This window comes from Bifidobacterium colobi, assembly GCF_018555455.1.
In the GTDB taxonomy this organism is placed as follows: domain Bacteria; phylum Actinomycetota; class Actinomycetes; order Actinomycetales; family Bifidobacteriaceae; genus Bifidobacterium; species Bifidobacterium colobi.
Genome location: NZ_JAFEJU010000001.1, coordinates 345,417 through 371,957 on the forward strand (window position 1 = coordinate 345,417; position 26,541 = coordinate 371,957).

The window sequence follows — 26,541 nt, forward strand, 5'->3', positions numbered from 1 at the left end:
GCAGGCCTTTCTATTTATTACTTAAAAATCGGACATGTGGAAGCCGTTCTTCATCTCCATGCTACGGATGTACAGCACGGAGTCGAGCAGCTTCTCGGTTTCTTCCTTAAGCTGGTCAGCCATGGTCTGGTTGGCGGCGGCAAGAATGCCGCGCACCTCGGCGTTGCGTGTGGCTTCGATGATCTCATCCGGAGTCATCGGCTGCACGTCGCCGTCCACGTTATCGGCTTCGAACTCCTCTTCGGCGGCCGACTGTGCGGCTTCCTCAGCGGCGGTGAGGCTCAGACGAGCCACCTGCTCATCGGTGGCGGCCACCAGACGGTGACCCATCGCACCGGTCTTCTCCTGGTAACGCTCGACCGCGTTGGCGGTGGAGCGGAAGGCACCGTCGCACAGGGCGGCGATGATGCGGTTGGCCCAGTAGAAGTTCTCGGAAGTCACGCGGGTGGTGGTGTCTTCGAGGTAGGCGGGCGTGGTGTCCACGTTCGGGAAGAAGGGTACCAGCGTGTTGAACGGGTTGGAACCGTATGCCATCCACTGCACAGCGCGAGAGGCCTGTGGGCGGTACGGACGAATCTGCATCACGGCAAGCTGGCTCTGGCGGTTGATGCCGATCGGACGGTACATGTGACGGGTGCGTTCGTCACCGAGCTGTCCGTACGGATCGTACGGAGTGCCCTGGTAATGGGAGCTCAGCACGTACTTGATATCCTCGATGGTCACCTTGCGCTCAGGCTGGCGGGCCCACGGAATGTCATTGGATTCCGGCTTATGGTCGGCATCCGGACCATCCCAGACTTCGTCGTACGGGTTGAGGAAGCGTTGCATGGACCATGCGCGCGGGGTGTTGTAGACGTGATCGGAATCGGAGTGGGAGCCGAAAGCGTCGCGCGGATTGAACGGCGTGGTGTTCTCCACGGCCAGATCCAGATGGTTGGCTTCGATGAACTCAGCCAGATCGGCGGAGCACATGTGATCTTCCTGGTCGCCCAGAGCGTCGGCCAGATCGAATTCGTCGATGCCCAGCTGGTTCGGCATAGTCACATATGCCTCATCCGGCACGCGCTTGGCGATCCAGTGGTGACCGCCCACGGTTTCCAGCCACCAGATTTCGTTCACGTCGGAGAAGGCGACACCGTTCATCTCGTAAGTGCCGTATTCCTCGAGCAGTGCACCGAGACGCTGCACGCCTTCACGCGCGGTCTTGATGTACGGCAGCACGATGGTCAGGAAGTCCTCTTCGCCGATGCCGCCGGCCACTTCAGGCTCGTCGCCCTTGGCCGGAGTGTATTCCACAAATGGATCGGCGCCGAGCACGCGCTCGTTGGTGGTCAGGGTTTCGGTGGCGCTCATGGCCACGTTCGCCTCGTTCACACCAGCTTCGCCCCAAATGCCTTCCTTGAGGTCGGCGTTCGGCACTGCGGTGTACTGCAGCGGATTGTCCGGCAGATTGATGGTCAGATGGGAGATGACCGACTTGTATTCGCGCGGCTGTTCCTCGGGCTTCACCACGATGAAGCGCTTCGGATTGAATTCGCCGTTTGAGGAATCCTCGTTACGCGCGATGATGGTGGAGCCATCGTAGCTCGCATCCTTGCCTACCAGAATGGTGGTGCAGGCCATAGTTAGCTATGTGTCCTTTCTTGTTTCGATCTCAATATCCCATGGTGTGGTTACACAAACACACACATTGGCGGAATTCCAACGTTTTTGGCGACCACATCATGTGTGAATAACCACACCGTGAGAGAGCCATACTTATTGTCACGCCTTGCCGGTGACGAACATGCCGCCCTGGTCGGGGGCTTCGCCGCATTCGCGCAGCTTGTGCAGCAGTTCGTTCATCCAGAATCCCTGATTGAGTCCGGGCAGCGGTTCCTTGGTGGCCCAGACATGCAGGTAATAGTCGTGATCCTTATCCGGCGGCTGCGGACCGTTGTATCGCATGATCACGGCCGGGTCGTTATCGCGCCCCACGAACTTGGAGGCGGAAGAGTTGCGGCCCTGCACGGCTTCGGGAATCATGGCCGGCATCTGACGGGAGAAGTCCGGCGGAATGGCGAGCGCATGTGAGTCATTGAAGTCAAACATCAATGCGTCGATGGGCAGGTTCGCCACGGTCCAGTGAATCCATTCAAAACCGCAGACCGGAATGGAATCGGGATCAGTGAACGTCCAGTGCAGATAGCGGGCCTCCGGGTTCACCTCGTCCACGTAAAACGGGAAGGAGATAACCGGGACGCCGCCCGCCCGATATTCGGGCGCGGCTGCCTTGGCGAAATCGTCAGGCACCACCGTGAAATCAGCGGAAATCTTCATACATTCCAGTGTATCGCGGGGCATGTTACTGCCAAGACTTGCCGCGATAACAGCTTCGCATCCTTTCTGCGCGACTGGTACTGCGCGCATATCAGAAGAGGGTCTCCTCCAACTGGAAGAAACCCTCGTAATCGTTGCGTCAGTTAATCAGGCTTGGCGACGGCGGTAGATCATCACACTAGCGCCAGCGATCAGCAGTGCAACTGCAGCGAACGCAATCACGAAAACGCTGCTACCGGTGTTGGCCAGCTTCTGCTGATTGCTATTGTTCTGGCCGGCAACAACGGTCACCGGAACCCAGCCGAGGAGGTTGCCGTCGTTGTCGTAAAGGGCGATCTTGTGCTCACCGGTCACAGTATCGGACGGAATCTGGTACTCAACGTAGGCCTTGCCATCCTTATCCACGCGAACCGTGGAAGCCTTGCCGTCATCAGAGCTCAGCTGCTTCGGCGTGGAGTAGATGTAGCCGGTCCAGTAGCAGTAGGAGTTTTTTGCGGTAAGCGCCTTGCAGGCGGCGGTGTCCTGGAGACTGTCCACGTACACACGGTAGGTGGAGCCAGCAGTGACTTTGCCGTCGTTATCAGCGACAACACCATTCTTGTTGGCGTCGGTCAACTGGTCGGAGGAAACCGGGCCCTTGGCAGCAGCCTTGGTGGTGAAGTCCTTCACTTCCTGCATAGCCTTGGGGTTTTCCATTGCGTTCGGAACGAAGCGGGAGCCATCCTTGAAAGTCAGCACAATGCCGGAGTACATCATGGAAGCCGGATCTTTGGCAGTGGTTCCAGACTTAGCAGTGTTGAACAGCATTTCTGCGGGATTAGCGGTACCGCTGTATCCCCAGTTGCCATACTTGGTGTTTGCCAGCAGGCCCGGAATCACAGACTCAATGTCGCCAGAAGCGGGCAGAGTCTTATTCGACTGATCCTCAGCCTTCACCGTATTACCACGGTTGAACCATTGACCGATTACGGTCTGGGAATGGGCCGAGGTGTACGGAGCCGCGATATCACTGACCGTATAGATGGATCCAGAGGTGTCCTCATCGTCCGAAATGGCACCAGTTGTGCAATCCCATGCAGCACGGTAGGCCCAGCCAATAGCCCAGTCATCACTGTTGAATGCACCATTCACGCTATAAATGCGGTTCATCGTGGTGGAGTAGCAAATCTCGGCCACATCGTTGATAAGCGCCGAGTCAACGGTGTAGTGAGCCTTGAGACCGGCAGTGTGCACACCGACATCCTCCACCGACTGGCTGTCAAGGGTCACCGGGGTCTTTCCTTCCAAATCGATGACCTTCACCTGCACGCCACCAAAAATGTTCACTACAGTGCCGTTCAGAGAAGTATAGTCACCGCTGCCGCTAATAGTATCGCCCGAGAGAAGAGCAAATGCTACCGTTGATGATGGCTTCTGAAGACCGCGGTAGAACACATCCACCGTCTGGGTTGCAGCGGAAGCAGTGAATACCGGAGCATTGTAGTTATATGCACTAGCCGAAGCACCAAGTGCCGGCAAATCACCGTAATTCATGCTGGACAATACGCCGTACGGCTGGCCTGGGGTCAGACCGGTCAGTGTCACCCTGAAGGCTGCGGACTTGTCAGCGTTGGAATAATCCGCACCGTGAATCAGTGCGGTGGACGGAGCCTCAACATTGCTGATGGCCGGGCCGGCAGCGGTTGCAGTCTGCGCCTTGGGCGCGGCTTGCTCCTTGTTGTCAGCAGCCGGAGTATCTGCAGCGTTCTTGGATGCCTGATCGTTCTGGTCAGCTTGAGCCTGATCGGCATCGGCCTGCGCGTTTGCAGTGGCCTGCTGCGACTGTGTTGTTTGCGGCGTGGTATCAGTGTCGACGGTATCGTCGGCGTACGCCGTGCCAACGCCTGCAAGCATCATGCTCAAACCGGCGAGGACGGCAATAGCCTTGTCCATCTTCTTCATGAAATCTCCCTAATAGTGTGCAGCCACCGTGGCTACACTCCTAGGGCGGAACAATACCCCCCCCGAAGTCAAAACCGTTTCGGCAAGCGGCCAAACTTGGGCGAAATTGGACGACTTCTACGGAATCAGCGCGCAGAACAATGCCTCAAAGGTGAGCAGAGGGTTGCCGTTACCGGCCAGACGCTTGCGCGCGTGAGCCACTTCATCCAGTCGTGCCACGGCACCCGCCCGGTTCAATCGTACGGAAAGCTCGGTGATGGCCGTACGATTCTCAAGGTTGATAAGTCCGACTGAATCTTCGGCATTGTTCTGCAGCACGGCAACATCGCGATAGATGGAGGACACGGAATTGAGCGCACGGTCGAGCACGTCGCGGGTGCGACGCGTGGAGTAACGCTTGATATCGTCCTTTTTGGCCACCTGATTGAACGCGCCGCGCAACTTCGGCGGGATGCGCTCCCCTTCGGCAAGACCATTGATGCGGCGGAATTCCTTCTCCTGCTTGGCGGCCCACGCATTGGCATCCGCCTCGGCCTGACCTTTGGCGTTATCGATCAGGTTGCCCGCAAGCAGCACGGCATCCGAAGCGCGGGCAAGGTTCAGCACGCCGACGATCAGCTCATCGCGGTCAGACATGACGCGCTCGTTGGTGGCGTACAGGCGCGCGATGCCGATGTGTCCTTCAGACAGGCGGGCGGCGCGCTGAGCAATCTTCGGCTCAGCACCGGTATTCGCGACTAAGAAATCAGCCACGGCTGCAGTGGACGGTACGGCGAGGTTCACCACACGGCAACGCGAACGGATTGTCGGCAGCACATCCTGCGCGCTGGGTGCGCACAGCAGCCAGATGCATCGCTCGGCCGGCTCCTCGATCTCTTTGAGCAGCACGTTGGTGGTGCGCTCGAGCATGCGATCGACATCTTCGATAATGATGATGCGCCACGGCGCGGTGGCCGGCATCTGCTCGGATGTGGCAATGATGTCGCGCACCTGATCGATGCCGATGGTCACCTTATTGGTGGTGAGCACGGTAACGTCCGGATGCGTGCCGGCGAGCACCTGCTGGGTGACGCGTGTGGGTTCGGCGTTCATACCGTGGTCAGGGCTTTCCAGTGCGGCCGCGAATGCGCGCGCCATATTGGAGCGACCGGAGCCGGGAGGCCCGCAAATCAGCCATGATTGTGTGATTTGGCTGGGTTCTCCTTGTGCGATGCGGCGGAACATGTCGACGACGGGCTGTTGCCCGACCAACGAATCCCATACGCTCATGCGAGCTCCTTCAGCAAGGTGGTGATATCGGTTTCGATGGCAGCCCACACCTGTTCGATGGTTTGGCTGGCGTCGATGACACGGAATCGGCTCGGTTCGGCGGCTGCCAAGTCGAGGAAAGCTTGACGGGTACGGGATTGGAAATCATCGCCGGCTGATTCCATACGATCTTCCGCATGCTGGAGACGGTTGTGTGAGAGCGCCGGGTCCATGTCCAGCAGGTATGTGCGTGCGGGCAGCAGATTATTCGTGGCCCACATGCTTAAGTTTCTGATTTCCTGCGGCGTGAGTTCGCGGCCGCCGGCCTGGTAGGCCAGTGAGGAATCGAGGTAACGGTCGGTGATCACTACTTCGCCACGTTCCAACGCTGGGCGAATCGTTTCGGCTACGTGCTGGGCGCGGTCGGCGGCAAACAGCAACGCTTCGGTACGCGGAGCGATATCAGCCGCCCCGCCTTCGACACCGTGCAGTAGCATCCGGCGAATCGCTTGGCCGAGCGCAGTGCCACCCGGTTCACGAGTCACCACAACCGTGCGACCGTGAGCCTCCAGATGCTCGCGCAATCGCTCGACCTGCGTGGTTTTGCCCACACCGTCAACGCCTTCAAACGAAATAAACAGACCGGTCATGCCTCCGACCTTAGCCGGAGGCTGCGAGCTGCGCCACCAGCTCTACTGACACGGGGAGCAAAAAACGCGGTCTACTTCTTCTTCGGCTTGGCGGCCACCACCGGCGGGCGGGTGAAACCTTCGTTGGCGGTGAGCCAATCAATGTCCGCTTTCACTGTGGCGGCAGTGGAACCGAGTTTCTCGGCAATACGCGTGTTGGCCCAGCCCTTACCGGCGAGTTTCTTCACCTCGGCACGGCGTTCGGCACGCTTGGCTTCCACAGCACTCATCTTGGGCGCGGCCTTGGCAGCGGCCTTCGCGCTTTTACCCTTTGCTCCGCGGCCGCGACCACGCGTGGACGGGCCGGCGGCACGCTTTTCAGCCAGCAGGCGGAATGCATCATCCGGAGTAATGGTCTCCGGCGTGTATTGGCGCGGCACCGTGCGGTTGGTTTCGCCGTCGGTAATGTAGGCGCCGAAACGACCGTCCTTGATGGTCACGTTCTTACCGGTTGCCGGATCGGTACCGAGCTCGCGCAGCGGCGGCTTGGCAGCGCCTCGGCCGCGTCCACGACCATACTTCGGCTGAGCGAACAGCTCTTTGGCCTTGGCCAAATCCACAGTGAAAATCTCATCTTCGGAAGCCAGCGAACGCGTCTCAGACTTGCCATCCGCGCCGGTTTTCGTCAGATATGGGCCATAGCGACCGTTGTTGGCGGCTACCGTGAACTCGGAGACTTCGCCGGTTTCGGCATTGGTCTCCTCATACTTACCCACTTCGCGCGGCAGGCTCAGCAGGCGCAGCGCGTCCTCCAACGACAGTGATTCCGGGCTCATCGTCTTGAACAGCGAGGCCATCTTCGGGCGAGGCGCTTCCTTGGCGCCTTCCGGTGTCGGCAGGACCAGTGCCACGTACGGGCCGAATCGACCATTGCGCACTTCCACCGTGCCGCCGGTTGCCGGATCGGTGCCCAGCTCGCGCGGACCGCCGGAATGGTTGTCGATCAAATCGCGCGCCACGGCAACGGTCAACTCGTCCGGCGCTATCGTATCCGGCAGCGAGGCACGCTTCGGATTGCCCTCGGCATCCACATGCTCCATGTCTTCCAGGTACGGGCCGTACCGGCCGACGCGCACATGCATGCCATCGCCAATATCAATGGTGTTGATGGCTCGGGCATCAATCTCGCCCAATTGCGCCACCTGCTGCTGCAAACCCTCATGGGCTTCGTCGGCGTTGCGCGCGGTACCGGAACCGGAACCGAAGTAGAAGCGGGTCAGCCAATCGCGTCCGGTTTCCTCACCGTGGGCGATGCGGTCAAGACCGTTTTCCATTTCGGCGGTGAACTGATAGTCCACGAGCTTCGGGAAGTTCTGCTCCAAGAGCTTGACTACGGAGAACGCCAGCCAGCTTGGAATCAGCGCACGGCCGCGCTCATAGACGTAACCGCGATCCATGATCGTGGAGATGATGCTGGCATAGGTGGACGGACGGCCGATTTCCTTGGCTTCCAAGGTTTTGACCAGCGTGGCTTCGGTGTAGCGTGCCGGCGGTTGGGTTTCATGCCCATCCGGTTCCACACTGGTGGCGTTCACCTGCTGGCCAACGGTCATCGGAGGCAGCGATGCATTCGATTCGGAAGCATCCCCCTTGACTTTGGCAGCAGCGGTGGCAGCAGCAGGCTCAGCCTTCGCCGCGGCAGCCTTCTTGCGGCCCTCACCAGTCGCCTTCATAAAGCCCGGGAATTCAATCACCGTGCCGGATGCCTGGAATACCGCCTCGCCTTCCTCGGCCCCAGCCGGCGCGGACAGGCGCACGGTTGCGGTGGAACCGGTGGCATCAGCCATCTGGCAGGCGAGCGTGCGCTGCCAAATCAGCGTATAGAGTCGCAGCTGATCGACCGGCAGTTTGGATGCCAGTTCATCGGGATCATGGAAGCGGGATCCTGCCGGACGAATACATTCGTGGGCTTCCTGCGCACCAGCGGTCTTGGTGGCGTACTGCTTCGGCTCAGCGGACAGGTATTCCTTGCCGAAGTGGTAGCTCACCGCATTGCGCGCGGCGGCAATGGCTTCCTGGGACAGCGTGACCGAATCGGTTCGCATATACGTAATGTAACCGTTCTCATACAGGCTCTGTGCCGCGCGCATTACTGCACGGGCACCCATGCCCAAACGATTGCCGGCGGTCTGCTGCAGCGTGGACGTAGTGAACGGCGGTTGCGGGCGGCGGCGATACGGCTTGGTTTCCATCGACATCACCGTAAAGTCGGCACCGCGCAACGTCTCAGCCACAGCGGTAGCCGCAGCCTCATCCAATTGACGTACATTGGCTGCGAAACCGTCAGGCGTAAGCTGACCATCGGCACCGAAGTCCTTGGAACCGGCGAGTCGCTTGCCACCGAGGGAAATCATGCGAGCGCAGAACTCGGCGGTCTCGCCTTGCGCATCGGGCGCGGCGAGCGTAGCCGCAATATCCCAGTACGGCGCGCGCTTAAAGGCCATGCGTTCGCGTTCACGCTCCACAATCAGACGCGTGGCCACCGACTGCACACGGCCGGCGGAAAGACCCGGGCCAACCTTGCGCCACAATACCGGGGACAGCTCATAGCCGTACAGGCGGTCGAGGATACGTCGCGTCTCCTGCGCGTCCACCATGTGCCCGTCCACATCGCGGGTTTTGTTCAACGAATCATTGATGGCGTTCTTGGTGATTTCGTGGAACACCATGCGCTTGACCGGCACCTTTGGCTTCAGGGTCTGTACCAAGTGCCATGCGATCGCCTCACCTTCGCGATCCTCATCAGTGGCGAGATAGAGTTCGTCGGCGTTCTTCAGCGCGGACTTCAGTTCGCTCACCCTGCGCTTCTTATCGCCATCCACAATGTAATAGGGCTTGAAACCGTCGTTCACATCCACACCGAACTTGCCGAACTTGGCTTTGTCTGCCGCCGGCACCTGGCTCGGTTGCGCGAGGTCGCGAATATGGCCAACCGATGCCATGACGGTGTACCCCTTGCCCAGGTAGTCACCAATCTTGTGGGCCTTGGTTGGAGACTCCACGATCACCAGCTTGGTAGCCATTGCCCTACTCCTTCATATTCCTCGAAACGCACGGTGTTTCTGGCGTCATAATACTCATGCTTTATAGGCAACTGCCAAATTCGCGGCCGGTTGTCGGCTGAACAGTGGGTGAAAAGCCAGCCAACTGTGGCCAATTAGGCGTTGCGCGCACCTCGTCCGCTCTGCGGCACGTCCTGCATGGGAGGCGCCGGCGGCGCGCCAATCAAGCCCAGTCGGCTCAATGGAGCTGCCGTGATGTGACGCAGCGCCAGCAGTATGCCGAACGCCAACGCAGTGATGCCAATAATGCCGACCACCGCGCTGGCCGTCGCACCCTGCACCGCCCAGCTGGCAATCACATTCAAGCCCGGCAGCACCTGCCAAATCACATACGCGCTGTAAGCCATCAGCAGTATGCCACCGGTGATCAGCACACTGCCCACAATCTGCACGCTCACTGAGGAGACACGGCTGCCCGGATCATCCATGCCCGACTTCCGGGTGAACACCAGCACAATCAGTGCCAAACCGGCAACCAGCAGAATCGACATCAGCACATCCGACGTGCGATGCCACTGCCCCACCATTACGGACACGCCAACCAGCACGGTCCACATGCCGCCGACCACTGCGGCAAGCGCACGCGCAGCCCTCGGCACTGCGATAATCAGCACCACTGCAGCGGCTGCCGCAAGCATCGTATGACCGGAGGGCGCGGAATTAGTGACCGGAGACTCGGTTTGGATAATGAATGGGCGAGGCAGCAGTCCTTTAAGCTGCGTGGCGGCAAGACACACCGCGGCAAACACCACAAGCTGCCCGGCGAGCCACCAACGGCGGCGAATCAGTGCCGTAATGATGCCCATGGCGCCCAATACGCAGCTCACGGTAATCACCAACCATGATTGCGCCACTGCGCCCATCACGCCGGACGCCCAGCCCGGCAGGTTGTCCGGCAGCTGCTTCCATACGATTTCGTCATACGACTGGCCGTTCTCGGTGTGAACGCACAGCCACCAAATGCCGAACGCCCCCGCAATCATCAACACGCCAAACACCGCGCACAGCACACGGCTGGAGATGCGCGGACGCACAGTCAGCGGATCAAGTTTGGCAAGGCCGCGGTCAAGGGCAGCGTCGAAGTCATGGTTGAAGTCATCGGCTGTGCTATGCGCTGCGATGGAACCGGTAGCGGCACCGCGCACTGGCCCTAATGCTGCCAACGGATCTGGTTCGGATGCGGAACCGACCATATTCGCGGGCGCGTGCGGATCGCGGATTACGGGATGCTGTGCGTCATTCATACCCATGACTGTACGGCCGCGCCCCGGACAGTACGCCACAGGGGACCCGGCTCAGGGCCAAATCCGCACAAAACAACAACGAAAAATGAAACCCCCACGCACCCGCAAGAGGCCACTTACCCTTGCTGCATTCCTGCCCTGGGGGAGTTGGGTGACATAGCGCCGCGTGGAGGCTTTGTTCAGTGTAAGGACATGCGTGGACTACGCTTCATCAACGCAGGCGAGCCGCGCCACTCAGAAGATGTTCAGCAGCCTTCAAGCACCGCTGCCCATGTATCCAAAAATGTGAGAATTCCGCGCAAATCCCGCTCTCGTATAGCGCAAAGCACACCAAAATTAGCTCTCTTTTCACCCCCAACGGTTACGGTGGCTTGCATGGCTTCATATCAACGTCGCGCACGTGCAGGCAGCAATGGCCCCGCCATTCGCAAGCCGCGCACCACTCAGAGCAAGACCGGTAAAGCCGCTCAAGACAGCGCATTCACACCGGCAGCAGGCCGCAGCAGCGCAGGGAACAGGACGGATGCAAACAACCCGCGCAATACTCGCGGCACTCACACCAGCCACCGTGCCGGAGGCGCACATGCCAGCCACCGCAACCATAAGAAGAACGGCGGCGGCAAGAACCATCGCGTACTGAAGTGGATACTGGGTATTTTCTTTGGCTTGATCGGCCTTGGCATTGTAGGCGGCATCGGCTTGTTCGCCTACCTGTACATCACCACTGAGGTGCCGCAGCCGGAAAAGTTCGCGCTGGCGGAAAAAACCACCGTCTATTATGCGGATGGCACCACGCCGATTGGATCGTACGCCGAGCAGAACCGCGAAATCATCTCCTGCACCGATTTGCCGGATTACATCGGCAATGCCATTGTGGCTTCCGAGAACCGCACGTTCTATACGGATAAAGGCATCGACCTGAAGGGCATCGCCCGCGCCTTCCTGAACAATGTGACCACCGGCACCCGTCAGGGCGGTTCGACGATCACCCAGCAGTACGCGGAACGCTACTATCTTGGCGAAACCACCTCGTATGCCGGTAAGGCACGCGAGGCCATTCTGGCGTTGAAGATTGCACAAACCGAATCCAAGGACGAGGTGCTGTGCAACTACATGAACACGATTTATCTGGGTCGCAACTCCTACGGCATTCAGGCCGCCGCCAAAGCGTATTTCAATAAGGACGCCAAGGATTTGACGCTGCCCGAGGCCGCCATGCTGGCCGGCATCATCCCCGCCCCGTCCACATGGGATCCGGCCGATAATCCGACCATCGCCAAGCAGCGTTTCAAGCGCGTGCTGAACATCATGCAGGAAGACGGCTATATCACCGCCAAGGAGCATAAGGCCGCACAGTTCCCCGAAACCGCGGCCGTGGCCCAGCAGAACGAGTATCAGGGTCCGAACGGCTACCTGCTCACCATGGTGCAAAGCGAATTGGTGAAATCCAAGGCCTTCACCAAGGAGGATCTGGATACTGGCGGCTACAAGATCGTGACCACCATCGATAAAGCCAAGCAAGACGTGATGCAGTCCGTGGGCGATACGCGTATCAACGGTATGCCGGACTCCCTGCAGGTGGGCGGTATTGCCGTGGAACAGAAAACCGGCGCGGTGATCAGCGTGTACGCCGGCTCGGACTATCTCACCAAGCCGCTCAATAACGCCAATCAGGCGGTGTTCGAACCTGGTTCCACCATGAAGCCGTTTGCTTTGCTTGGCACCGCGCAGGAAGGCGTGAATTTCGACACGAAGTTCAACGGCAATTCACATCAGCATTTCCAGGGCCTCGATCAAGAGGTGAACAACGCTCTGGAAATCAACTGGGGCACGATCAACCTGTATCAGGCCACCGCTAACTCGGTGAATACCGTGTTCATGAACGTCAACGAGCATTTGACGCCGCAGCGCACTGCGAAAATCGCCCATGAGGCTGGTATTACCGGCGACATCGATGCGTCCTCGCCGTATAACGTGCTGGGCATCAATGCGCTGACGGTCTGGGATTTGGCGCAGGGCCATTCGACCATTGCCAACAACGGCGTGAAGAATACGCTGCACATGGTGTCCCAGGTGCTGGATGCGAACGGCAAGAACCTGTACAAGGCACCGAATGAGAACAAGCAGGTGTTCGATGCCAATGACTGCTACTTGGTGCAGAAGGCTATGCAGGGAACGACGACCACCGGTACCGCGGCTGGCGTGTCCGCATCGTTGGGCGGCCGCCAGGTGGCCGGTAAGTCGGGTACTGCAAATGATGAGTTGGCGGCTTCGTTCGTTGGCTATACGCCGAGCCTGCTCAATGTGTGGGCTATTTGGAATCCTGATTCCGATGGCAATCCGCAGGTGGTGCCGGCGTTCGGCGGCTATGGTGTGACCTCCACCGGCTACCCGGCTCATCTGTTTACCGAATACATGTCGCAGGCGCTGAAGGGCACGGCTGTCGAGCAGTTCAACACTGCCAAGGACACCGGTAAGATCGGTGGCCCGGATGGTACGTGGGGTCTGGGTTCAGGTTCTTCGTCCAAGTCCTCTACGAATGATCCGAAGTCCACCACCGAAGGTGATGCGAACGCAAACGCCAACTCCGGCACCGATTCCAGCTCGAACGGTAATTCGGCAACGCAGGAATTCGCCCAGCAGTGCCTTGCCAACCCGAGCTATTCCACCGAATGCCCGAACTATCCGGGGAATAATTCCAGCGGCGGCAATGGCGATGGCAATACCAACGGCACTACCAATAACGGCAACACTGATTCGGGCGGCGACACCACAAATCAGCAGTCGAACAGTCAGTAGCGCGTGAACGCACTGGCACAGTAAAGGGCTTCCTGCTTTCTCGCAGAGCAGGAAGCCCTTTGCATAGGCGCGCACATATCACGCGTCTATCAATCGTGCGCCTATCGAACTGGTGATGCCAGTCATGCGGCAGTGCAACGCAAAGCGCCCGTCAGCGATCATGCTGGCGGGCGCTTTGCGTTGCATTACCGATTATCTACCGTTACCCTTCAGCGGGTGCGACGGGAACGGTTGATGGCGGAGATGATAGCCTTCAGTGCGCTGGTGGTGATGGACGAATCGATGCCCACGCCCCAGACGATCTGTGCGTCATCGGCCTCGCCGACCTGGCATTCCACGTAGGAGGCTGCCATAGCGTTGGTGCCCACGGACATCGTGTGCTCCACGTAGTCCATGATGGAGGCATCCACGCCGAAGTTGGAGATGGCGTTGAGGAAGGCGGCGATCGGACCGTTGCCCATGCCGGAGACCTCACGCTCCACCGGCTCATCCACGCCCACGTTCACGCCGCGGTCGAGCACGCGAGCCTTGAGCACGGTGTCGGAGCCGTCTTCACCGGAGCTGATGGACACCTTGAGCAGCTTCAAGCGGCCCCACGGAGCCAGTGAGGAGTCGTGGGTATCGCCCACGACCACGCCGGCGGCGGTCATGCCGGACTGTTCCACCGGCAGATACTCGTCCTTGAACAGACGCCAGATATCCTCGTCCTTGACTTCCTTCTTGGTGTCGTCCGCGTACTTCTGCACGATCTTGTCGAACTCCACCTGCAGGCGCTTCGGCAGATCGAGGTTGTGGTTGGTCTTCAACAGGTAGGCCATGCCGCCCTTGCCGGACTGGGAGTTGACGCGGATGATGGCCTCGTAGGTGCGGCCGATATCCTTCGGGTCGATCGGCAGGTACGGCACCAGCCACACGAAGTTGTCGAGATCGGCGCCAGCACGCTCGGCGGCCACCTGACGGGCTTCGAGACCCTTCTTGATGGCGTCCTGATGAGAGCCGGAGAAAGCGGTGAACACGAAGTTGCCCGCGTACGGGTGACGCTCGGAAATCTTGATCTGGTTGCAGTACTCGACGGTCTTGCGGATTTCCGGCACGTTGGAGAGGTCGAGCTGCGGGTCAAGACCCTGGGTGAGCATGTTGAGGCCGAGCGTAACGAGATCCACGTTACCGGTACGTTCGCCGTTGCCCAGCAGGCAGCCTTCCACACGGTCGGCACCGGCGAGCACGGCCAGCTCGGTGGCGGCCACGCCCATGCCTTCGTCGTTGTGCGGGTGCAGGGAGAGCACCACGGCGTCACGATCGTCCAGATGGGTGGACACGTATTCCACTTCGTCGGCGAACACGTTCGGCGTGGTCATTTCCACGGTGGCCGGCAGGTTGATGATCATCGGATGCTCGGGGGTGGGCTTAATCACGCCGATCACGGCGTTGCACACCTCGACGGCGTACTCCGGCTCGGTACCGGTGAAAGATTCCGGCGAGTACTCGTAGTACAGGTCGATGCCCTTGGCTTCGGATTCAAGGTCCTTGCACAGTTCGGCGGCATCGGTGGCGAGCTTCTTGATCTCTTCCTTGTTCTTGCGGAACACGACCTCGCGCTGCAGCACGGAAACGGAGTTGTAGAAGTGCACGATGGCGCGCTTGGCACCCTTCAAAGCCTCGTAGGTGCGGCGAATCAGGTGCTCGCGGCACTGAGTCAACACCACGATGGTCACGTCATCCGGAATCAGTTCACGCTCGATAAGCATGCGGATGAAGTCGAAGTCGGTTTCGGAAGCGGACGGGAAGCCCACCTCAATCTCCTTGAATCCCATGGAGACCAGGAGATTCCAGAAGCGCAGCTTACGCTCGGAATCCATTGGGTTCACGAGAGCCTGGTTGCCGTCGCGAAGGTCGACCGAGCACCAGCGCGGCGCACGCTGCAGTCGCTTACCCGGCCAAGTGCGCTCCGGGTAATCAAACGGGACCTGCTTGTCGTATGCCACGTACTTGTTGTAGGGCATGCGGCTGGGCTTCTGCGGATCGCCGATGAATCGTGCCGGAGGCAGCAGCGGGTCGTTGTTCCCCCCATTGGATGCCGCAGCGACTGCCGCGAGATCAAAAACAGATGATTGATCCTGACCCATTGTTCCTCCTTTTCTTGTGTTACGCGCGAAGTCTGCTGTATTGGCTTTGTCAAGAACTTCGCGGATTTGTTAATGTGCACGAAACATCCTACAAGCCGGCTAGGGCAACACCCGCGAAAACCGCCGTATTGTGGCGGATTCTCCAGACTTGCGCCCAGTTTCTTATCAATCGCGCTCATTATTGCGCCAAGGCATGTGCTCTATGCTCTCACAAGGCTACAGTTGAGGTACAGCCGCAGCAGTACTGCCGCAGCCGAACCGATTGCCAAGGAAGTCGCGCCTATGATCTGCCCAAAGTGCCATGCCACGAACGCTGACGATAATGCCTTCTGCGATGTGTGCGGCAATCGATTAGCCGCTGCCCCTGCCCAATCAGCACCAACTGCACCAGCGGCTCCTGCACCGGCACCATCTGCGGTACCTGCACCATCTGCGGTACCACTGCCCGGAGCTGCAACCCCACTGCCATCCGCAGCTCCGGTACCGCTGTCCCCCACAGCTCCGGTTCCCGGTCCGAACAGTGCCGCAGTGCCGCCGGTTCCGATGCCGCAAGAATTTACTACCGCAGTGCCAGAGCCACCTATCGCAACGCCGGCAGCACCAAGCATGATGGCTATGGATGGCACGGTTGTGGATTCACCCTCACCCGCTGTACAGTCCGCATCCACTGCACAGTCCGCGCCCGCAGCGCCTGCTACCAATACTGCTGCCAGTACCGCAGCCGCTAGTGCCACAGTCAAGGCATCATCACCCTTGAATAAGCGCCTCATCATTGTTCTTGCGGCTGTGCTTGCGGCTCTGGTGGTCACTGGTATCGCGCTGTTCGTGACTTATCGCATGGAGGTGTGGGGCGGTAAAACCTTACCGGATACCAGTGCGATTGCGCAGGATACTGTCAGCAAGTCCGGCAAGAACAAGTCCAGGGTGAAGGCCAAAGATGTGACCGCTGCTCTGGAAAACAAGGGATTCACGGTGAAATCGGAGCCAGTGTTCTCCGGCGAAGAATCCGGCACATTCCTGGGTTATCAGGGTCTTCAGGCCGGCACTCGCGTGAGCACTGGGCAAACCATCGTAGTCAGGGAATCCGCAGGCCCTGGCGTGCCGAAGAACACACTCGGTCAGCAGGCGCAGAAAGTGACGCAAACGCTCGCCAGTATGAATGTGCCAGTGCACTACAAAAAGGTGTATGTGTCTGACACACAGAAGAATCCCGAGGGCTCGGTGGTAGCCACGCAACCGGCGGCCGGTCAGGCGGTCGCCAAGGATTCCAAGGATGATGGCATCTACGTGGGCGTGGCCACCAAGGCCGATGCAGACGCGCTGCCACTTGATGTGATGGGCAAAAGCGTGGATGAGGTGAAGGCACAGCTCGAAACCCAAGGCCATAGCGTGACTGTGAAAAAGCATTTCTCGTCCAAGCAGTACGTGGGCAAGGTTTCAGGCGCTTCTCCGGAGCCCGGCTCAGCATTGAGTGTTGGCGAGGACGTGGTGTTGTATCACGGGATCGATGCGTCTCAGATGAAGGAGGCGTTTACTGATCCAAATACCATAGGATATTCTCCGGTAGATGACATGACCAATAATCCCATGGCTGGTATGACGATTGCAGTAGATGGCCAATGGTGCACTAATGCCGGCGATTGCATCACTATTGAGCAACACGAGGTGGTTTCTGGCGGCAGTAAGAATACTGATTATGGTGAATTCGGCGCAAAGCTCATTGCCTGCGATGCAGTGCAACAGCTGTTCTGCAGCAACCCGAAGGGCGACTATCTGGTTGAGCAGGATTACGGCGCATTCGAACTGTTCCCACATGCAAGCTTGACAAGCTACTGGTCCAACGGCACGATGTATAGCAATGCCACCCCTGATTTCAATAGACCTTCCACCGGCGAATACCATATGCAGGATTTGTTCCTTGTGGTACCTACCGGCTCTGATTTGAAGGGGCTGGAAAGCAAGGGCTACTTCGATAAGGATGCTTTAGCTGCGGCGGCCAAGCAGAAGGCCGTGGATACGAGTCGCCCGTTTATCCTCTGGCGCGACCCCTCACAGTACAAGACCACCACAGCCCCGTATGCTCTCGGCAAAGTCAATCCGTTCGTGCCATACAACGGGTACAACGGCAGCAAGGACGACATCGTCAAGATGAAGCCCGCCCCCAGCGATAGCAACGCCTACTACCTTGTGGAAGCAACCGAACCAGACTGGCAAAACCTGCCCGATGCGGACGTCAAGGCACCGGCGTCCAAGGATTCCACGAAATCAGAATCCTCCGCCAAAACCAACACCGCACTGTTCAAGAAGATCGCCAACCAATATCGCTTCTTCTCCACCGGCGAGGGCTCACAGTGGGTTGATCTGACAGTAAAGGACGACGGTACTTTCACCGGCGAAGTCAACGAGGCGGACACCAGCGGCGGCGACCCAGTGGCCACGGCCCCGCGCGTCACCTATCCGTTCCACGGCAAGTTCTCGTCCATCAAGGCGAACAAGGCCAGCGGCTATGACATGGGATGCGATGCGTCGTCGTTCGGCTGGGATGGCAAAACATACCAATACACGGATGGCATCGGCATCGTGCCATGTGGCACATGGCACTGGTACCCGGCCAATACGCCGTTCTCTTCAATGACATCAGGCAGTGTGGCGCAACAGGGATTATCCATTCGAGACGCGGCCAACGCAGAGGAATCTTCGTATCCCAACGTACTGCTGTATGACGAGTCCGCCAAGGCATCGGCGTTCATTCCGTATACCCAGCAGTAATGCAGTCCGATACCGACTGCGATTGTGCCGCAGTTCTGGCTGGCCATATCACGAGCACTGTCAGCGTACGTTGCTCCAGATGACCCATGATTTCCTCTGGAAAAACGTACGGTTACGGTAGCTCACGCCTTCAAATCAGACGTTCCCATCGGATAGCACCTCTACCGTCTGCCAACCAGCGAGCGCACTGTGGCGAGGAAGCCAAGGCTGAGCGCGCCGGCGAGCACTGCGAACACTTGCGGGCGACGCAGTTCGTTGCGCAGACTTACCGCACCGGTCACACAGTGATCCTCGAACCAAACGCGTACTTCGTTGCTGGAGTAGCGCCCGACAAGCTCACCCCACGTGAGCATGCGCGTCACATAACCGGCCGGATTGCTTTCATGGAATTCAAACAGCCGGATGCCGCGGTAGCGGGACTTCGGACCATAGCATTCGAAACCGCAGGTCGGCGCATAGCCCAAGTCGAGGCCGTGCACATGGCCTACGAACGCATTCTTATGATCATGGCCGCAGAACAGCGCGAAGTAGCCGCCGGCGGCATTCAAAGCGGCGACCTCGCCCACGTTCTCATCCGCACAGCCAATGGCTTCGCCCAATCGCGAACCCGGACGGCACACCTCGTGGTTGAGCACATAGCAGTGGCCTTCATGCGTGCGCGCGCCTTCCACGGCGTTCGGTGTCCACGCAGGTACTTCCTTCAGGCAGTCGTAGAACTCCTGCGGTGGGATGTGCTGGAAAGCGATGGCCGGCACCGGTTTGCCATCGCCGTTGCGCGCACCGAGCTCATCCTGCACGGTACCGAGCCATTCGAGCGCTTCCGGCGTGGGCGTGCCATACCCATCGGAATCAGCCAGGTCAAGGCCACGGGAATTGACCACATACGCGGGGTATTGCGCATCGTTCTCTTCCGGTTTGCCGGCATAATCGCCGGAGTTCACCATCATCACCGCCATGGCCACGCGCCCTGAGTCATCAGATGCCTCAATGGGCAGTGCGAACGTACCGGGCTCGAGACTGTCTGAAGGGTTGAGGCAGCCGGCGAATTCACGATAGATGTCATCCTGTTCGTCGGCCAAGATGCCGCACTGAAAATCATGATTGCCATACGTGGCGGAAAACGGTACCTGAGCTTCCACAATCGGGCCGAGGAAACCAGCAAAGGTGCGACGAACCTTATCGCGGGTCTGGTCCATAAGCTCGTCCATCGTGGGCGCATCAGGATGCTCGGCATCTTTGGTGAAGCGCCGCTTGACGCCGCGCAGTTTCGCTTCGACTGCGGTCACCGCGCGCACGCGGGCGCCCGGTTCCTCACCGCGGCGGCGCAGGAAGGTGTCGATGTAGGCGGGATCGTACCCGCGGATCTGATCGCCAGTGAACACTACCAAATCAGGATCGGCTTTACGGATGGCCTCGCGGATGAGGCGAATGGTGTCAGGTTGCACGTCGGGGCCGTCTTGCACATCGGCCATTTGCAGCACACGGAAGCTGCCGTCTTTGCGGAATCGCAGGCTTGTCATGCTTCCTCAGTGTAGAAGCGCAATAGCAAAGCGGCCGGAGTGATGTATCAGTCCTTCACTGATTCATCGCTCCGGCCGCTGTAGTGCCATGCCGATCAGTTATCGAAGTCGTAGAACGTGTATTCGTACTCAGACTTCGTATTGACCAACGCCTTGCCAGTGGCGCCGCTGGTATCGTCGGACATCAGTCTGCCGCCGCTCCACATTTTCATCTGATCGTCGAACTGCGAGAAATCAGTCGGATCCGGGTAGAACTTGAATTCCTCACAGGTTTCCATACCCACCGGCTTGGTGACGGTTATCTTCACGCCGTTCTCAATGGAACTGCTGCCCACTGTGCCGTCGATTTTGAAAGCACTGGCATCGCATTGCAACGTGTAGGTGCCATCGCTGTTCTTGGTGGCGGACTTGAACTTGCCGGTGAAATCTGACTGGCTGCGAGAACCGTTGGGGTAGCCGTCGCCGGTGAGTCCCATATCGGAATCGGAATACGAACCGGAGAACGTGCCGTCTTCGTTAATCTTCAAACCAGAGCCCCAAGCGCCAGCGCCGGAGCCGAGCCCGTATTCGCCGGCCGCCTTGGCCATGGCCTCCTTGAAGACCGGATCCTGTTTGGCACTCGTAGAATCCTTGGACTCGGGCACCTTGATGTCCGCGTCGGGCATGGAATCCCAGTCGAGGTCGCCATTCTGCTCCACCAGATAGTAGACGCTGGAGTCGCTCGGGGCGGGCTTCATCTTAACCATCGTGTTGTCGACTCCGTAGCGGTTCGTTGGCACGAACGGATCGGGAGTCGTCGATGTGGCATCGTACGGCACGCTGGTCTTGCTGTACTGGGAGGAGTCACGCATCACGATGAACGGACGATCCGTGTCCACCGTCTTCTGCTTCTTGGCCACCGTGAGCGAATCGGAGTCGAAGTAGCCGGAATCCTCCAGCGCCTTCACATCCGAGCCGACCGGGAAGTAGACCAGGAAGTCCTTCATCTCATAGGTCATGCCGGTATTGGTGTAGTTCGTGGTGTTGCCCATGCTTGCCCACGATTGCACCGTGCCGTTCACGCAGGATTTGCCGGGGCCACTGGCATACGGCGTACTGCCGCAGTTCGGCAGGTCGGCGCCCGCATACAGCTCGAACATGCCCCAATCCTTGGTAATCAGATTGTTAGCCAAAGGCAGCTTGTCCGCAGACACGCCCGCACCAGGCTTAAGCATCACGCCACTGACATCCTGCGAATAATTGCCCAGACCAAGATTGTCCGCCAAACTCGATGGCTCATGTCCCTTAATACTCATGAATCCACCGCCCGCACTTTCACCATACGTGTTTTGCGTAGCCTCAAGCGTGATGCAATCCTTGGATTGATCCTTCACCTCGCTCTTGCAGTACATGCCGATCATTGGTGTGGCATTGTTCTTCACAATAGTCAGACCATCATCGGTCCGCTGACTCAACAAATCCATATTGCTGGACTTATCCACGCCGTAATACAGCGTGACCGACGCGCCAGAGCTCAATGCGGAGCCCGGTGCCGGGTAGGAGCCGGAAATCTTGCCCACATACTGCTTGGAGGAGTAGTGCGGCTCAAGATCAACCGTGTACCCCTGCGATTGCAGAGCGCTCACGGCTTTATCCTTGTCCGCGCCCAGAATGTCGACTGAAATGCCATCACCCTTAGAGGTCACGCCAATGTAGATGCCGTTCTCACGGTCGGCTTCGGGCAACGCCGTACCCGCCTCCGGGTAGGTGACGCCCACTTGGCCTTCCGGCGTCTTGCTGTCTTGCGCGATCACCACCTTCTTGTAATGCACCGGCACGCCCATGCTGCTGAAGGTGTTGACCACGTCCTGAGCCTTCTTGCCAATCGTGTCTTTCGGCACACCGGGACCGGCTGATTCCTGAATGGTGACCGTGGAGCCGGCCTTCACACGACTCCCCTGCTTCACGCCCTGGTAACCCAGGAATGTGCCGGAATCCTCACCGGAGAACACCGGTGTCGTCTTCACTTTGAAGCCCTTGTTTTCAAGCGCCGCAGTCACATCCTTGGCTTTGACCACCGACTTCTTCTTGCCGGATTTATCGGTGACTTCCTTGGCGATCGCACTGGTATCCGGCAGCGACTTGCCGCCCCAGACTTCCGCACGATAGGTAAGAAATACGGTAAGTCCAATAACCAGCAGAGCCACTACGGCAACGATGGCGATAATAATCGGCAGCAGCTTCTTATTCTTAGTCGCCTGACCATCTGGGGCATTGCCTGACGCTCCAGTGCCGGCATCGCCATCAGGTACGACTGGAGGAGGCGTCATCGCGTCAAGCACCGTCGAATCATTGGCAGGCTGCTGCGGCATAGGAATTGCCGACGCTACCGGCTGCGGAGGCACGCTTGCTGCAGGCATGGGAATCGAGCCGGGCGTTGGCACAGACGTGGGCTGAGGCACCGGCGCTCCGGGCTGCGCAGACTGCGCCGGCATTGGTACCGGTCCAGGTACAGCGCCGGGCACTGGCACCGGGCCAGGAGCGGGCACCGAGCCAGCTGCCGCGCCGGCTTGCGGACTAGGAACTGGCGGCACCGCGCCACCGGGAGCGGGAACCGTCGAATCGGATGCGGGCAACAATGCGCCACAGTAATCACAGAATATGGCTCCGTCTTGGGCAGAGCCCCCACATTTCGGACAAATCATCTTCCGCCTTCTCTCCCGTGGGAATGATCTCTCAGTCAATCATTCTACTGTGGAAAGCGCGCGAATACCCGAAATATCAAGACTTTGGGAAGATCAGCGGAACAGACTCACGCCTCGGCGGGCAGCACAGTAGGCGTTGCCGAGCCACGTATGGCGGGAGTTCGGCCAAACTGCACCCAGGCGAGGCGCGTTCTGGCTCATCCAAATGCTCGGCACGCGGCCGTCGGCAGAGCGAGAACCAAGCAGATTGAAGCCGTTCTTGACCATCAACCATTCCGGGTGCTGGGTGGCGATGGCAAGGCCTTCTTCCAGCGTGAGCGGCAGTCGGTCGTCGGAATCGAGGAGCTTGCGGGCCACATCCGGCTCGCGATTGATGTAGCAGGTGCCGGTATGGGGGTCGACCACCAAGTAGAACGGTCCTTCCGGCGGCGTGAAACCGCTCACCGGCAGGAAGCTGGCGATATCGCGCGGGGGCATCGTAGTGAAACCGGCCATGCGGTTGATGGAGGTTCGCGCAATCAGCGATTCAGGCGAAACCAGCTCGCGCGTGGGCACCAGAAGAATGTTCGCGCCCAAATCGGAATGTTCAAGCGCGCCGATAAGCGGACGGGCCAGTGCGCGGAATGCGGCGGCAGACATATCCGCCACATCCGGATATCCCAGAGCCACGATACGGTCAAGCTGTTTTTGCGCCTCTACTGATGCGATAGACATACCCACCAGCCTAGCAACGTGACGGCACAGGCGTTGTACGCCGTTCAGGTGCCGTCCAGCCCCGGCCTGCGTCATTCACCGTCATCATATGGGAAATACAGTGCCATCACAGTAGTGATTCCGTACAATAATGACCCGTATCCGGTCGCCGCTGTTTTGCACGACCGAGCGAAGTATTCGTTCTTTTGAGCCAGAAGGTAATCATGTCCGAAAAATTGAAGGTCGGCATTCTTGGCGCCACCGGTATGGTGGGTCAGCGTTTCGTCACGTTGCTGGAGAATCACCCGTGGTTCGAAGTGGTCACTCTTGCCGCTTCCGCACATAGCGCCGGCAAGACGTACGAAGAGGCTGTGGGCGACCGTTGGAAGATGGAAATGCCTATGCCCGAATACGCCAAGCACATGGTGGTTGTGGACGGCGACGATGCCGAAGCGGTTGCCGGCGGCGTGGATTTCATGTTCTCCGCGGTGAACATGCCGAAGGATCAGATTCGCGCAATCGAAGAGCGTTACGCCAAGACCGAAACCCCCGTGGTTTCCAACAACAGCGCACACCGTTGGACCCCGGACGTGCCGATGGTGGTGCCGGAGATCAACCCGGAACACTTTGCGGTGATCGAGCACCAGCGCAAGCGTCTGGGCACCACGCGCGGCTTCATCGCCGTCAAGCCGAACTGCTCGATTCAGGCCTACACCCCGGCACTGGCCGCATGGAAGGAATTCGAGCCGCACGAGGTGGTCGTGAGCACGTATCAGGCCATTTCCGGCGCCGGCAAAACGTTCAAGGATTGGCCGGAAATGGTGGGTAACATCATTCCGTTCATCTCCGGCGAGGAAGCCAAGAGCGAGAAGGAGCCGCTCAAGGTGTTCGGTCATGTGGATGCCGAACGCGGTGAGATTGTGCCGTTCGATGGCCCGCTGAAGATCACCTCGCAGTGCATCCGCGTGCCTGTGCTGAACGGTCACACCGCCACCGTGTTCCTGAACTTCGGCAAGAAAGCTACTAAGGAAGAGCTCATCGACCGCTTGGTGAACTACACGTCTCAGGCCGCCGAGCTGGGTCTGCCGCACGCTCCGAAGCACTTCATCCAGTACCTCACCGAGGATGACCGCCCGCAGGTCAAGTTGGATGTGGATTATGAGGGCGGCATGGGCGTTTCCATCGGCCGCCTGCGCGAGGATTCCATCTTCGATTGGAAGTTTGTGGGATTGGCCCACAACACCCTGCGCGGTGCAGCTGGTGGCGCACTGGAATGCGCCGAAATGCTGAAGGCCTTGGGCTACATCACCAAGAAGTAGCGCTGCAAAAGCATCAGAGATCAATTGAGATAGCCTGTTGTTGCATTATGCGGTGCAGCAACAGGCTATCTCGTTTACGAGGGGTTGATTTGGCTTGTTCCGGAGGTCTATCTGCGTTACAAGGGGTTCCTTCTCAAGTAGCACCACTCTCAAAATGGCGTAATACCGTTGAAAGCACAACGTTCCTCACTGTGGTTTCGTCCTAGAAGAACCCCTTGTAACGCAGATAGATATTTCGAAAACCGAAAAACAACCCCTTGTAACGCAGAAAGCCCTCCACTCGGAGGGCTTTCTTATGTAGCAGCGCGAATGACGCAGTTAAACGCGCATCCGCACAGGCTCAGCGGCCTGTGCCGCCGTAGACCACGGCTTCAATCTGCTTGGCATCGAGGCCGTAGGCAGTGTGCAGTGCCTTCACCGCTTCGTTGAGCTGGTCGAGCGGCACCAGGGCGGCGATACGAATCTCGGAAGTGGAGATCATCAGCACATTGATGCCCTTATCGCTCAGTGCGCGGAAGAACTTGGCAGCCAGACCGGAGTGGGTCTTCATGCCAACGCCCACCACGGCCACCTTGCCGACGTTGGTGTTGATGTCGAACGAGTGATAGCCCAGCTCCTCCTGCTTGTCGAGCAGCGTATCCTGCACCTGCTTGACTGAAGCTTCCGGCACCGTGAAGGAAATGTCGGCAGTGCCCACGGATGCGCCGGCCTGCACGATCATGTCCACGTTCACGCCTGCGCTGGCGAGCTCAGTGAACACCTTGGCGGCCATGCCCGGCTCGTTCGGTACGCCGCGCACGGTGGCGAGTGCTTCGGAACGGTCGTGAGCGATACCGGAAATCACCGGAGCTTCAGGGCCGAGGTCGGGGAACAGATCACCCATGGATTTTGCTTCTTCTTCAGTCATGTTTTGCCTTGTCTTGTTGAAAGTTTGTATTAGTACGTTATTGATGACTACCCCTCAGTCCGCTCTCGCGGACAGTTCCCCTGGCAAGGGGAGCCGAAGAGGAGAGCTCGGGCCTCAGTCGATGTTTGGCAGCGTGCGCGGATCCACGCCTTCCGGCACCACCAGTGTGCCCGGGCGGTGTGAGAACGAGGAGCGCACATGCAGCGGCATGTTGAAGCGCTGGGCGTACTCCACGCAGCGCAGCGCCAGCACTTTGGAACCGCAAGATGCCATTTCAAGAATGGAATCGTAATCGATCACCGGGATGCGGCGGGCGGCAGGCACGATGCGCGGGTCGGCGGTGAAAATGCCGTCCACATCGGTGTAGATCTCGCAGATATCGGCGCCGAGGGCCACGGCGAGCGCCACGGCGGAGGTGTCTGAACCACCGCGGCCGAGCGTGGTGGCATCGCCCTTGGCATTAATGCCCTGGAAGCCGGCCACAATGGCAATGTCGCCCAGCGAAAGCGCATTCTTCACACGGTCGGGCTTGACGGCCTTGATGTGCGCCGCGCCATAGCGGGCATCGGTGAAGAAACCCGCCTGTTGACCGGTGAACGAGTGGGCACGGCTGCCTTCGGCGTGGATGGCCATGGCCAGCAGGCTCATGGAGATGCGTTCGCCTGCGGTCATGAGCATGTCCATCTCGCGCTCGGGCGGGTTGGAGTCGATGCTCAGCGCCTGATCGATGAGGTCGTCGGTGGTGTCGCCCATGGCGGAGACCACCACGGCCACCTTGTTGCCCTTTTTCTCTGTCTCAACAACGCGCTTGGCCACACGCTTGATCGAATCGGTATCGGCGACCGACGAGCCGCCGTACTTCTGTACGATGAGAGCCACTGTTGTCCTTCGTTCTTCTCTTGGGGCTGGACGGTAGGCTCAATGTTCGGCACTGCCCTACTATCCCGGGTTTTGCGCTTTATTCTACGTAAGCGGCACGATTATAAGGATTGCGGGCACTGCTGCACGTCCGTTCACCCATCATGCGGACGGTCAGGCAGCCCCAGCCCCTCTCTTCATGCCGCATTACCCGGAATCCGTCGCAATGGGCCCCATCCACCGCCGCATTCCCCGAATTGCGTCGTGGAACATACCGTGAAACACCCCTTTTGCGCTACATTCCCCAGAATCCGTCGCAAAAGAGGCCACTCAGTAACGCATTCCCCGGAATCCGTCGCGAAG

16 protein-coding genes and 1 other RNA gene are annotated in these 26,541 nt (G+C 59.1%); 3 read left to right on the plus strand and 14 right to left on the minus strand.

Features of this window, described 5'->3' with window-relative positions:
* Window positions 1–21 precede the first annotated feature (21 nt).
* The 8 genes from JS530_RS01495 to ffs form a co-directional block, all read right to left on the minus strand.
* Window positions 22–1,623 (minus strand): C69 family dipeptidase, encoded by a 1,602-nt coding sequence (locus JS530_RS01495; protein WP_214375455.1) that lies wholly within the window; start codon window positions 1,621–1,623, stop codon window positions 22–24.
* Window positions 1,624–1,764: 141 nt separating this feature from the next.
* A complete protein-coding gene (locus JS530_RS01500) occupies window positions 1,765–2,319 on the minus strand; it encodes a YbhB/YbcL family Raf kinase inhibitor-like protein (RefSeq protein ID WP_033890810.1) in 555 nt (184 codons plus the stop codon).
* Window positions 2,320–2,466: 147 nt separating this feature from the next.
* Window positions 2,467–4,260 carry an LPXTG cell wall anchor domain-containing protein gene (locus JS530_RS01505; RefSeq protein WP_214375456.1) on the minus strand — a complete coding sequence of 598 codons (1,794 nt, stop codon included), beginning with the start codon at window positions 4,258–4,260 and terminating at the stop codon, window positions 2,467–2,469.
* Between the two features lie 117 nt (window positions 4,261–4,377).
* Complete coding sequence (locus JS530_RS01510; RefSeq protein ID WP_214375457.1) at window positions 4,378–5,529, minus strand: DNA polymerase III subunit delta'; 1,152 nt, start codon at window positions 5,527–5,529, stop codon at window positions 4,378–4,380.
* The gene (tmk, locus tag JS530_RS01515) at window positions 5,526–6,158 is read right to left on the minus strand and encodes a dTMP kinase (RefSeq protein ID WP_214375458.1); all 633 of its coding nucleotides are present in this window, start codon (window positions 6,156–6,158) and stop codon (window positions 5,526–5,528) included. The genes JS530_RS01510 and tmk overlap by 4 nt, the downstream gene beginning before the upstream one ends.
* Window positions 6,159–6,229: 71 nt before the next feature.
* The gene (gene topA / locus JS530_RS01520) at window positions 6,230–9,220 is read right to left on the minus strand and encodes a type I DNA topoisomerase (protein ID WP_214375459.1); all 2,991 of its coding nucleotides are present in this window, start codon (window positions 9,218–9,220) and stop codon (window positions 6,230–6,232) included.
* Window positions 9,221–9,354: 134 nt separating this feature from the next.
* The gene (locus tag JS530_RS01525; RefSeq protein ID WP_214375620.1) at window positions 9,355–10,503 is read right to left on the minus strand and encodes a phosphatase PAP2 family protein; all 1,149 of its coding nucleotides are present in this window, start codon (window positions 10,501–10,503) and stop codon (window positions 9,355–9,357) included.
* A gap of 82 nt (window positions 10,504–10,585) precedes the next feature.
* Window positions 10,586–10,682, minus strand: an RNA gene (ffs, locus tag JS530_RS01530) — signal recognition particle sRNA small type.
* 466 nt (window positions 10,683–11,148) lie between these two features.
* Here ffs and JS530_RS01535 point away from each other — a divergent pair.
* Window positions 11,149–13,302: a transglycosylase domain-containing protein gene (locus JS530_RS01535; RefSeq protein ID WP_214375621.1), complete on the plus strand. Its 2,154-nt coding sequence runs from the start codon at window positions 11,149–11,151 to the stop codon at window positions 13,300–13,302.
* A 209-nt stretch (window positions 13,303–13,511) separates the two neighbouring features.
* On the opposite strand, the gene leuA is transcribed toward JS530_RS01535, so the two are convergent.
* Window positions 13,512–15,428: a 2-isopropylmalate synthase gene (gene leuA / locus JS530_RS01540; protein ID WP_214375460.1), complete on the minus strand. Its 1,917-nt coding sequence runs from the start codon at window positions 15,426–15,428 to the stop codon at window positions 13,512–13,514.
* A 282-nt stretch (window positions 15,429–15,710) separates the two neighbouring features.
* Here leuA and JS530_RS01545 point away from each other — a divergent pair, with 282 nt between their 5' ends.
* On the plus strand, window positions 15,711–18,197 hold the full coding sequence (locus JS530_RS01545) for a PASTA domain-containing protein (RefSeq protein WP_214375461.1): 2,487 nt from the start codon (window positions 15,711–15,713) through the stop codon (window positions 18,195–18,197).
* Between the two features lie 161 nt (window positions 18,198–18,358).
* Here the strand turns inward: JS530_RS01545 and JS530_RS01550 are convergent, their stop codons facing one another.
* The 3 genes from JS530_RS01550 to JS530_RS01560 form a co-directional block, all read right to left on the minus strand.
* Window positions 18,359–19,717, minus strand: a complete 1,359-nt coding sequence (locus JS530_RS01550; protein WP_214375462.1) for a metallophosphoesterase family protein — start codon at window positions 19,715–19,717, stop codon at window positions 18,359–18,361.
* Between the two features lie 95 nt (window positions 19,718–19,812).
* On the minus strand, window positions 19,813–22,332 hold the full coding sequence (locus JS530_RS01555; protein ID WP_240541031.1) for a PASTA domain-containing protein: 2,520 nt from the start codon (window positions 22,330–22,332) through the stop codon (window positions 19,813–19,815).
* A gap of 162 nt (window positions 22,333–22,494) precedes the next feature.
* Complete coding sequence (locus JS530_RS01560; protein WP_214375463.1) at window positions 22,495–23,115, minus strand: DUF5701 family protein; 621 nt, start codon at window positions 23,113–23,115, stop codon at window positions 22,495–22,497.
* 203 nt (window positions 23,116–23,318) lie between these two features.
* On the opposite strand from JS530_RS01560, the gene asd reads away from it, so the two are divergent.
* Window positions 23,319–24,413 carry an aspartate-semialdehyde dehydrogenase gene (gene asd / locus JS530_RS01565; RefSeq protein ID WP_214375464.1) on the plus strand — a complete coding sequence of 365 codons (1,095 nt, stop codon included), beginning with the start codon at window positions 23,319–23,321 and terminating at the stop codon, window positions 24,411–24,413.
* Between the two features lie 340 nt (window positions 24,414–24,753).
* On the opposite strand, the gene JS530_RS01570 is transcribed toward asd, so the two are convergent.
* Both JS530_RS01570 and JS530_RS01575 read right to left on the minus strand, forming a co-directional pair.
* Window positions 24,754–25,320 (minus strand): ACT domain-containing protein, encoded by a 567-nt coding sequence (locus JS530_RS01570; protein WP_214375465.1) that lies wholly within the window; start codon window positions 25,318–25,320, stop codon window positions 24,754–24,756.
* Between the two features lie 114 nt (window positions 25,321–25,434).
* Window positions 25,435–26,199: an aspartate kinase gene (locus tag JS530_RS01575; protein WP_152209235.1), complete on the minus strand. Its 765-nt coding sequence runs from the start codon at window positions 26,197–26,199 to the stop codon at window positions 25,435–25,437.
* Window positions 26,200–26,541 lie beyond the last annotated feature (342 nt).